Here is a 9,882-nt window from a genome sequence, read left to right on the forward strand (position 1 = left end):
CCATTTTGTCTACTATACCCATAATTTCTCCACGTTAAATTTGGTGCAATTCGTGGTGCAATTTCGGTGCAAAATAGTGTTGTTTTCGATCTTAGCAGATCACGGCGGATCAGCAAAGCACTGTTTAAGCATACAGTAAAAAAGAGAGAGTGATTATTTAAGTGGTTGTTTTAGATAATAAAAAGCCCCGATTAAAAAATCAGGGCTTGTGGATTATATTTACCAGTGGTGCCTAGGGCCGGACTCGAACCGGCACACCCGAAGGCGGTTGATTTTGAATCAACTGCGTCTACCAATTTCGCCACCCAGGCAACGCTGATAAACATAATCGCTGTCAGTGGTGGGCATTATACGGCTAACCACATAACTTGCAAGCGTAAATTTAAAAATTTTATTCGTTCGCTTTAATTTTCGACAATTTGTTTATTTCTTAATAGATACCGCACTTTTCAGGCTTTGGGATGGCTGCAAAGTGCGGTTTGACATTAGGGTCTATAGCTCAAATTATAAATAAAGATCAACAGACCCTAACAAAATTAACTCGGTTTACGCTTCAATAGCCACCATGTCAGCAGCAAAAACAGCAAGCTCGGCAGCAATGCGCCGATAACTGATGGAATGTTGAACACCATAGTGACGCGTCCAAAGGTTTCGTTGATCACATAAAAAGCGAAACCAAACACGATACCGGTGACAATGCGCGCGCCGGTGGTGACGCTGCGTAGCGGGCCGAAAATAAAAGACAGCGCCAATAACATCATCACCGCGACAGAAATCGGTTGAACCAGTTTACGCCAGTAGAGCAGCTCAAACTGTTTGGCGTCTTGTCCGCTCTCTTTTAGGAAGGTCGCATAGCTGTTTAAGCCGCTGATCGAGAGTGAAGTCGCTTTCAAACTCACCGTCAGTAGTTTATCCGGCGTCAGCCCGGATTGCCAAATGTGATTGAGGTAGTTGCGGTTTTGAATCGAATCCTCTTCAATGATGGTTTCACTAAATTGATTAAAGAGCCAATTTCCATCGGCTTCCTGATAAGTGGCTTGGTTGCCGTGCTGCATGGTTTTTAAGCGACGTTGATCATCAAATTGATAAATATAGATATTATTCAACGTGCTGTTATCGGTGACATTTTGGATATAGACAAAACTATTTCCGTCTCTTGCCCAAATACCGTTTTGTACCGATAGCAGTGAACCGCCGGAAATCGCTTGCGAGCGCATATTGCGTGCAAATTGTTCGGTTTGTGGGATTCCCCATTCGCCGAGCAGCATAATTGCTAAAATGAGCGGAATCGCAGTTTTGATTACCGATAGTCCGATTTTTAGGCGTGAAAAACCAGAGGCTTGCATCACCACTAATTCACTGTTGGCAGCAAGTGCACCGAGTCCGATTAATGCGCCTAACAATGCCGCCATCGGGAAAAACGTTTCTACATCGCGCGGCATCGTCAGTAAGGTATAATAAATGGCTTGCAGGCTGTCATAGCTGCCTTTGCCGACATCACGAAATTGTTCGACGAATTTGATGATGGCAGACAGACCGACCAGCATAAACAGAGTGGTTAAAATTGTGCCGAAAATAGTCCGACCAATGTAACGATCTAATACACCAAACATAAATTAATCCTCCAGCGCCGAGTTGGGGGAGACAAAATGGCGAACTTTATACATAAAGGCACTGTTCCAGCTGTTTAAGATGATGGCTATCAAGAAAAAAGCCAAATGAACTAACGGAATCAAAACTGTAGCATCGGCTTTGCCGCCGCTGCCGGCAGATTTTAATGAGCTCAGCAACAGAAAATAGATCAAATATAACAAAAGTGCGGGCAGCATTTTAGCAAACCGCCCTTGACGTGGATTGACTTTGCTTAACGGTACGGCAAGTAGCGCCATTAAAGGCACAGCAAGCACCAGCGAGATCCGCCACCACAATTCAGCTTGTGCTGCGTCAGAGTCGTCGTTGAGTAGCTGGCTGAGGTTTAAGCGTTCGATTTTGTCACTTTCGGACTCCACATTAGCAAAGGTCAGATAGGCTTGGTAATCATCAAAACGGGTAATTTTAAAATCAGGCAGAATCGCGCTACCTTCATAGCGTTCGCTGTTATTGAGTTTTAAGATTTGATCGCCGTTCGGCAGTGCTTCCAGCTGCCCGTTTTCTGCCACCAAAACCGACGGTTTGATATTACCGCGTTCACGCATTTGGAATAGATAGATATTGTCTAAACGGTTGGTTTCGACATCATCAATAAATAACACGAAATTGCCGTCATTATTACTGATAAATTGACCGGGGTTTAAGGCGGACAGCGTTGGGTTGGCTTTTGCTTGTTCAAGCATATTCACTTGCTTCTCAATTGCCCAAGGTGAAAGCCAGAAAGCGTTATAGGCGGCAAGAGCTGCGGTAAGCAGTGACAGCAGCAGCGCAACCCGCATTAAAATCCGCTGTCCGACACCGCAAGCGCGCATCACTGTGATTTCACTGTCGGCATACAGGCGACCGAGTGTCATTAAAATGGCGATAAATAAGCATAGTGGCAACATTAATTGCGCCATTGTCGGCATGCCTAGCCCAAGTAAAGAAAAAACCAAGTCGGAAGGCACGCTACCATTTACTGCAGAGCCTAGTACCCGTACTAACTGTTGAGCAAAAAAGATCAACAGCAGAATAAACAGAATAGCAATCTGGCTTTTGAAAATCTCTTTGGTTAAATATTTAAGTAAGATCACGGTCAGCCCTTGTAGTTTTAGGTTTGCTTACAGAATCAATCTGTTATTAAGACAACAAAAATGAAAATAATTATCGCTCAGAAACAAAGTTTTTGTTAATCGCTGTTATCTGCTACGATAAATCGTATAATGATACCCTTATTTTAATCGTGACAACAATAAAAATTATCAGGAGAACAAAATGGAATTTACCTTGAGCCAAATTGGAGCGGCGGCGCAACCAAGTGATTGTGTGATGGTGGCAGTATATGAAAAACAACAACTTAGCCCGGCGGCGCAACAATTGGACAATGCAAGTGGTGGCTATTTGAGTCAAATGTTGCAACAAGTGGAAATCGAAGGCAAAGTCGGACAAAGCCTGATGCTGCATCATGTGCCGCATTTGTCGGCAAAACGGGTTTTATTGCTCGGCTGCGGTGACCAAGCGCAAGCCTTAAGCGAACGTCAATATCAGCAAGTGGTGCAGAAAGCCTTTAGCACACTGCGTGATACCAATGCGCAAAGTGCGGTCAGCTTTTTAAATGAAGTGCAAGTGGCTAAACGTGGAATATATTGGAAAGTGCGGTTTGCATTGGAAGCAGTGCAGCAAGCCCGTTATCAATTTGATGCGTTTAAAAGTAAAAAATCAGAGCAGCGTCAAGCGCTGAATAGTATCGTCTTTGCGGTGAGTGCCGATGATATTGCCAGAGCAGAACAGGCGATTGCCCATGCGTGCGCGATTGCCAACGGCGTGAAAGCGGCAAAAGATGTTGCAAATTGCCCGCCGAATGTTTGTAATCCCGCATATTTGGCAGACTGCGCTAAGCAACTTGCTGACGAATCTGCGCTGCTTAACACCACGATTATTGACGAAGCGCAAATGGCGGAGCTTAAGATGGACGCCTATTTAGCGGTGTCACGGGGTTCGCACAATCCAGCGTTTATGTCGGTGATGGAATATAAAAATCACCCGAATCCACAAGCGAAACCGATTGTGTTGGTGGGCAAAGGGCTGACCTTTGATGCTGGTGGTATTTCGTTAAAACCGGCGGCAGAAATGGATGAAATGAAATATGACATGGGTGGTGCGGCAGCGGTTTATGGGGTGATGAAAGCGGTAGCCGAATTAAAACTGCCATTGAATATTGTAGCGATTTTGGCAGGTTGCGAAAATTTGCCGGACGGCAATGCCTATCGTCCGGGCGATATCTTAACCACGATGAATGGCTTAACCGTTGAGGTATTGAACACCGATGCTGAAGGACGTTTAGTGCTGTGCGATGCGTTGACTTACGTGGAACGTTTTGAACCAGAAGCCGTGATTGACGTTGCTACGTTAACCGGTGCTTGTGTGGTTGCATTGGGGCAGCACAACAGTGGTCTGGTTAGCAGCGACGATCAGTTGGCGCAACAATTGGAACACGCAGCAGCGCAATCGTTGGATAAAGCTTGGCGCTTGCCGTTGAGTGAAGAGTATCAGGAACAGCTGAAATCCAATTTTGCCGATCTTGCCAATATTGGTGGTCGCTGGGGGGGCGCGAGCACCGCAGCAGCATTTTTATCTAACTTTACGAAAAAATATCCTTGGGCACATTTAGACATCGCCGGCACGGCATGGAAATCCGGGGCAGAAAAAGGTGCAACCGGGCGTCCGGTCGCATTATTGGTACAATATTTACTAAATAAGGCGAAATAAGTGGCAAAAATTGGCTTAAAATCAAGTTTTCGTTGGTTTCAGCTATAAATTTAAGCAAAAAATGGTGTATAGTTAGCCTTGCCTATTTTCTATTATCTTTAAATTAATTATATAAAGGAGGTTGTCATGGCGCTTGCACCTTTAGTCGTGCGAAAATTTGAATGTGTATCTGTACAAGATGCTGAGCAAATTTGCGTGGCGTTGAATAAGGCAAAATATCGTTCTATTGCGTTAGGAAGCGCAGTGGTTTCGGAATGTCGTCCGACTAAAAAGCTGGAAGGGATTTTAGCAAAAGTCAATCCGGTGGAGGTTATCCCGAGTGATTATGATCTGGAGCAAATCCGAGATACAATCGCTTGACACTTCATTTGATTTGAAAGAACAGAATCGCCGTCTTATCATTAATAAGGTGGCGATTTTTTTACGACCGCACTTTTTGTTTTATATTCCGACTTATATTTTCTCCTTTCGTTATGACACTTTTTTCGCTAAAATTAGCCGTTTATTTCAAGCGATAATCAAGGCATCGAAATACTTGAATCTTGAATATGGAAGCTTATAACTGAAGCTTGAATACAAAAAATAGGGCAACGAGTGGTGAAACAGGCACAATTTTATCTTTTGCAGGCGGAAAAAGCGGATTCGGAACTGAATGCGCAAGAAGCGCTGAGCTGTGATTTGGCAGCTGATGCGTGGCGCTTGGGCAAGCGGGTGTTGATTGCTTGTGAAACGGAACAACAGGCGTTGCTGCTCGACGAAGCGTTATGGCAGCGTGATCCGGAACAGTTTGTGCCGCATAATTTGTCCGGCGAAATCACCACTTATGCCACCCCAATTGAAATCAGTTGGCTCGGCAAACGCAATAGCCAACGGCGCGATCTGCTGATATCACTGCAAAGTGCGGTGCCCGATTTTGCCAACAGCTTTAATCAGGTGATTGATTTTGTACCGGTTGAAGAACAAGCCAAAATTCAGGCGCGCGAACGCTATAAACAGTATCGTCAGCTGGGATTTGAATTGACGACACAGCAAGTTTCGTGATTTTGCATATTTAAATTAGTAGAGACAAATAATGCTCATTTCACAGAATATGATTACCGATGTTAAGCTGATCATTCATCAATCGCGCGAACAAGCGATTCGAGTTGTTGATCACCAACGCACCTTGATGTATTGGCATATTGGTAAACGTATTTTTGAAGAAGAGCAGCTTGGGCAAGAGCGAGCGGATTATGGAAGTTATTTGATTCGTTATCTTTCCGAGCAACTGCAACCGGAGTTTGGAAGCGGTTTTTCTCGTCGCCAACTAGAACGTTATCGCCAATTTTTCCGCTTATTTCCAATTGCGTCCGCACTGCGGACACAATTGAGTTGGACGCATTATAAGTTATTATTGCCGTTTGAAAATGCGGATAAACGTGAGTATTACCTTGCCGAATGTGCCAAAAATAACTGGAGTTCACGCCAACTTGAACGCCAGATTAATAGCCAGTTGTATGAGCGTTTATTGTTGAGTAACGACAAGGACAGTGTATTGGAGGTTGCTCGAAATCAGCAGTATCCAATTGATCCGAAAGAAATTATTAAAGATCCAATGATTTTGGAGTTTTTAGGATTAAAACGCGAAGCGGCTTATTATGAAAAAGATTTAGAACAGGCGATTATTAGCAATCTACAAGATTTTTTGCTTGAAATGGGAAATGGTTTTTCCTTTGTCGCACGTCAAAAACGCTTACATCTGGACGGTGATGAGTTTTTTGTCGATTTGGTATTTTATAATCGCTTATTACAATGCTTTGTGCTTATTGAAATTAAAACACATAAATTAACTCACCAAGATATTGGGCAATTACAGATGTATGTGAATTATTTTGATCGCGTAGAAAAACTACCGCATGAAAATCCAACGATTGGAATTTTGCTGTGTGCAGATAAAAATGATTCGATGGTGAAATTTACCTTGCCAGAAAATCAAAATCAGATTTTTGCCAGCCGATATCAGATGTATTTGCCATCAGAGCAAGAATTGCTTAATGAATTAAAACAAGAAATTGAAAATTTCGAACAACGTGAATTAAAAGTACAAGAGAAAATAGCCGAGTATTTTTATTCTAAAAGAAAACAATCCTAATATTGTTAATCAATAAGATAGAGAAACCTATGACAAAAACCTTTGAAATGCCGGATCGCTTTGAAGCATCGGCAGTAGAACAAACGCTGTATAAACATTGGGAAGAAAGCGGCTATTTTAAACCGTCGGAAGATCGTTCTCGTCCGAGTTACAGCATTGCGATTCCACCGCCGAATGTGACCGGCAGTTTGCATATGGGGCATGCTTTTCAACAGACGTTGATGGACACCCTGATTCGTTATCATCGGATGCAAGGTGACAACACGTTATGGCAAACAGGCACCGATCACGCCGGGATTGCAACCCAAATGGTGGTTGAGCGCAAAATTGCGGCGGAAGAAGGCAAAACTCGGCATGATTTCAGCCGTGAAACCTTTATTGATCGCATTTGGCAATGGAAAGCCGAATCTGGCGGTACCATCAGCCAACAAATGCGCCGTATCGGGAACTCGGTCGATTGGGAACGTGAACGTTTCACCATGGACGAGGGCTTGTCTGATGCGGTGAAAGAGGTGTTTGTGCGTTTGCATGAAGAGGGCTTGATTTATCGCGGCAAACGCTTGGTCAATTGGGATCCGAAACTGCACACTGCGATTTCCGATTTGGAAGTGGAAAATAAAGAGAGCAAAGGCAGTTTGTGGCATTTCCGCTATCCACTGGCAAACGGCGCAAAAACGGCGGATGGTTTGGATTATTTGGTCGTGGCAACCACACGTCCTGAAACCGTACTGGGTGATACTGCGGTGGCGGTGCATCCAGAAGATGAACGCTATCAATCCTTAATCGGTAAAACGGTATTATTGCCATTGGCTAATCGTGAAATTCCGATTATCGCTGATGACTATGTTGATCGCGAGTTTGGCACCGGTGTTGTGAAAATCACCCCTGCACATGATTTTAACGACTATGAAGTCGGCAAACGTCATCATTTACCGATGGTAAATGTGTTGACCCTGAATGCGGATATCCGTGAACAAGCGGAAGTGTTGAATAGTGACGGTAAAGCCAATACCGATTACCAAGCCTTTATTCCGGAAAACTATCGTGGTTTAGAACGTTTTGCGGCGCGTAAACAGTTGGTTGCGGAGTTTGAAGAATTGGGGTTACTCGATCAAATCAAGCCGCACGATCTGAAAGTGCCTTACGGCGACCGCGGCGGTGTGCCGATTGAGCCGATGCTGACTGACCAATGGTATGTCAGCGTAGCACCGTTGGCAAAAGAGGCGATTCGTGCGGTGGAAGACGGTGAAATTCAGTTCGTGCCGAAGCAGTATGAAAACCTGTATTTTTCTTGGATGCGTGATATTCAAGACTGGTGTATTTCGCGCCAATTATGGTGGGGACACCGTATTCCGGCGTGGTACGACAACCACGGTAATGTGTATGTCGCCCGTGATGAAGCGGAAGTGCGGTCAAAACACAATCTAGCCGCCGATATCGAATTGCGTCAAGATGATGATGTGCTGGACACGTGGTTCTCTGCCGGTCTGTGGACCTTTTCCACCTTGGGTTGGCCGAAGCAAACCTCTGATTTGGCGATGTTCCACCCGACTAGCGTATTGATCACCGGCTTTGATATCATCTTCTTCTGGGTTGCCAGAATGATTATGTTCACTATGCACTTTATCAAAGATAAAGACGGTAAGCCGCAAGTGCCGTTCAAAACCGTGTATGTCACCGGTTTGATCCGTGATGAAAGCGGGCAAAAAATGTCGAAATCCAAAGGTAACGTGATCGATCCGCTGGATATGATCGACGGCATTGATTTGCAAGCGTTGGTGGAAAAACGCACCGGCAATATGATGCAACCGCAGTTGGCGGAAAAAATCGAAAAAGCCACACGCAAAGCGTTCCCGAACGGCATCAATCAGCATGGCACTGATGCACTGCGCTTCACTTTGAGCGCACTGGCTTCAAATGGACGTGACATCAACTGGGATATGAATCGCCTGGAAGGTTACCGTAATTTCTGTAACAAACTATGGAACGCCAGCCGTTTTGTATTGATGAACGCCGAAGGCAAAGCGTGCGGTTTTGGCGATGGCGAAAAAGAGTTGTCACTGGCGGATCGTTGGATCTTAGCCGAATACAACAATACGGTGAAAGCCTTCCGTCAGGCATTGGACAGTTATCGTTTTGATTTGGCTGCGAATATTCTGTATGAATTCACATGGAACCAATTCTGCGACTGGTATCTGGAATTGACCAAACCGGTGTTTAGTCAGGGCAGCGAAGCGCAACAACGTGGCACTCGCCACACCTTATTAACCGTATTGGAAAGCCTGTTGCGTTTAGCGCACCCGATTATTCCGTTTATCACCGAAGAGATTTGGCAGCGGGCGAAAGGTTTAGTTGGCGTGAGCGGCGATACCATTATGTTGCAACCGTTCCCAAGTTATAATGAAGAGCTTGTCGATCAAACCGCACTTGATGAAATTGAGTGGCTGAAAGAGATTATCGTCAATGTGCGTAATATCCGCGCTGAGAAAAACATTCCGCCGAGCAAAGGCTTGGATCTGTTGCTGCGGAATTTAAATGAGGGCGAAGCGGTTTGTTTAGCCAAAAACCGCACTTTGCTGCAAAATATGGCGAAATTGGATTCAGTGCAAGTCTTGTCGCAAGGCGAAACCGCACCGCTGTCGGTGGCGAAACTGGTTGGCAGCTGTGAACTGCTGGTGCCAATGGCGGGTTTTATCGACAAAGCGGCTGAACTGGCACGTTTACACAAAGAGATTGAGCGCTTGCAAGGTGAAATCAGCCGTATCAAAAATAAACTGTCAAACGAGGGCTTTGTTGCTAAAGCCCCAGCGGCAGTGATCGACAAAGAGCGGTCAAAAATGGCGGGGTATCAAGACGGTATGGAAAAACTTAAAGCGCAGTATTTGAATATCGAAGCGCTATAATCAGCGAGTTTTTTATGCTTAGGGCGGATCAATTTAGATTCGCCCTTTTTGTTAACCGCGCAGTTATCTTGATTTTAGCTGCCGTCACAGTCGGATAATCCCATTGCGACAAAAAACAAATGGCGCTATGCTATTTTGGCAAACAAACTTTTACCGGTGCTTACTAGGGTCTGTTGATCTTTGTTTATAATTTGAGCTATAGACTATTTTTCGCCACTCTTTTCGCTAATAAATAAGGCAAAAGTTGTGAAGTTTAGTCATTCTAAACGAACGGCTTTTAACGCCGCTGTAGTAGCGAAAAGTAGTGGCGAAAAAGAGTCATAGTCCTACGGATTGTGTTTAAAATGAGCACACTCGTCGTTGTAATCCTCATCAATAGTCCCACTATTGATTTCGGCTTACGCCTAGATTGTGCTCATTTTAAACGACAACTCAAAATATAAACAAAGA

At 44.5% G+C, this 9,882-nt stretch carries 7 protein-coding genes and 1 tRNA gene; 5 read left to right on the forward strand and 3 right to left on the reverse strand.

Annotation, left to right across the window (positions count from 1 at the left end; translation table 11 throughout):
* Positions 1-226: 226 nt before the first annotated feature.
* The 3 genes from FHQ23_RS00735 to lptF form a co-directional block, all read right to left on the reverse strand.
* Positions 227-311 (reverse strand) — tRNA-Leu (locus FHQ23_RS00735).
* 225 nt (positions 312-536) lie between these two features.
* Positions 537-1,613, reverse strand: a complete 1,077-nt coding sequence (gene lptG / locus FHQ23_RS00740; protein WP_139612602.1) for an LPS export ABC transporter permease LptG — start codon at positions 1,611-1,613, stop codon at positions 537-539.
* A gap of 3 nt (positions 1,614-1,616) precedes the next feature.
* Positions 1,617-2,723, reverse strand: coding sequence for an LPS export ABC transporter permease LptF (lptF, locus tag FHQ23_RS00745; protein ID WP_139612603.1), 1,107 nt, complete (start codon positions 2,721-2,723; stop codon positions 1,617-1,619).
* A 181-nt stretch (positions 2,724-2,904) separates the two neighbouring features.
* Here lptF and FHQ23_RS00750 point away from each other — a divergent pair, with 181 nt between their 5' ends.
* The 5 genes from FHQ23_RS00750 to FHQ23_RS00770 all read left to right on the forward strand — a co-directional run bounded on the left by FHQ23_RS00750 (position 2,905) and on the right by FHQ23_RS00770 (position 9,432).
* On the forward strand, positions 2,905-4,398 hold the full coding sequence (locus FHQ23_RS00750) for a leucyl aminopeptidase (RefSeq protein WP_139612604.1): 1,494 nt from the start codon (positions 2,905-2,907) through the stop codon (positions 4,396-4,398).
* A gap of 126 nt (positions 4,399-4,524) precedes the next feature.
* The gene (locus FHQ23_RS00755) at positions 4,525-4,758 is read left to right on the forward strand and encodes a hypothetical protein (RefSeq protein ID WP_139612605.1); all 234 of its coding nucleotides are present in this window, start codon (positions 4,525-4,527) and stop codon (positions 4,756-4,758) included.
* A 237-nt stretch (positions 4,759-4,995) separates the two neighbouring features.
* Entirely contained in the window at positions 4,996-5,439 is a 444-nt protein-coding gene (locus FHQ23_RS00760) for a DNA polymerase III subunit chi (RefSeq protein ID WP_132966921.1), read from the forward strand.
* A 31-nt stretch (positions 5,440-5,470) separates the two neighbouring features.
* The gene (locus FHQ23_RS00765; RefSeq protein ID WP_139612606.1) at positions 5,471-6,529 is read left to right on the forward strand and encodes a PDDEXK nuclease domain-containing protein; all 1,059 of its coding nucleotides are present in this window, start codon (positions 5,471-5,473) and stop codon (positions 6,527-6,529) included.
* Positions 6,530-6,576: 47 nt separating this feature from the next.
* Positions 6,577-9,432, forward strand: coding sequence for a valine--tRNA ligase (locus tag FHQ23_RS00770; RefSeq protein ID WP_176552224.1), 2,856 nt, complete (start codon positions 6,577-6,579; stop codon positions 9,430-9,432).
* The last annotated feature ends 450 nt before the right edge of the window (positions 9,433-9,882 follow it).

This window comes from Testudinibacter crocodili (genome assembly GCF_006228025.1).
Classification (GTDB): domain Bacteria; phylum Pseudomonadota; class Gammaproteobacteria; order Enterobacterales; family Pasteurellaceae; genus Chelonobacter.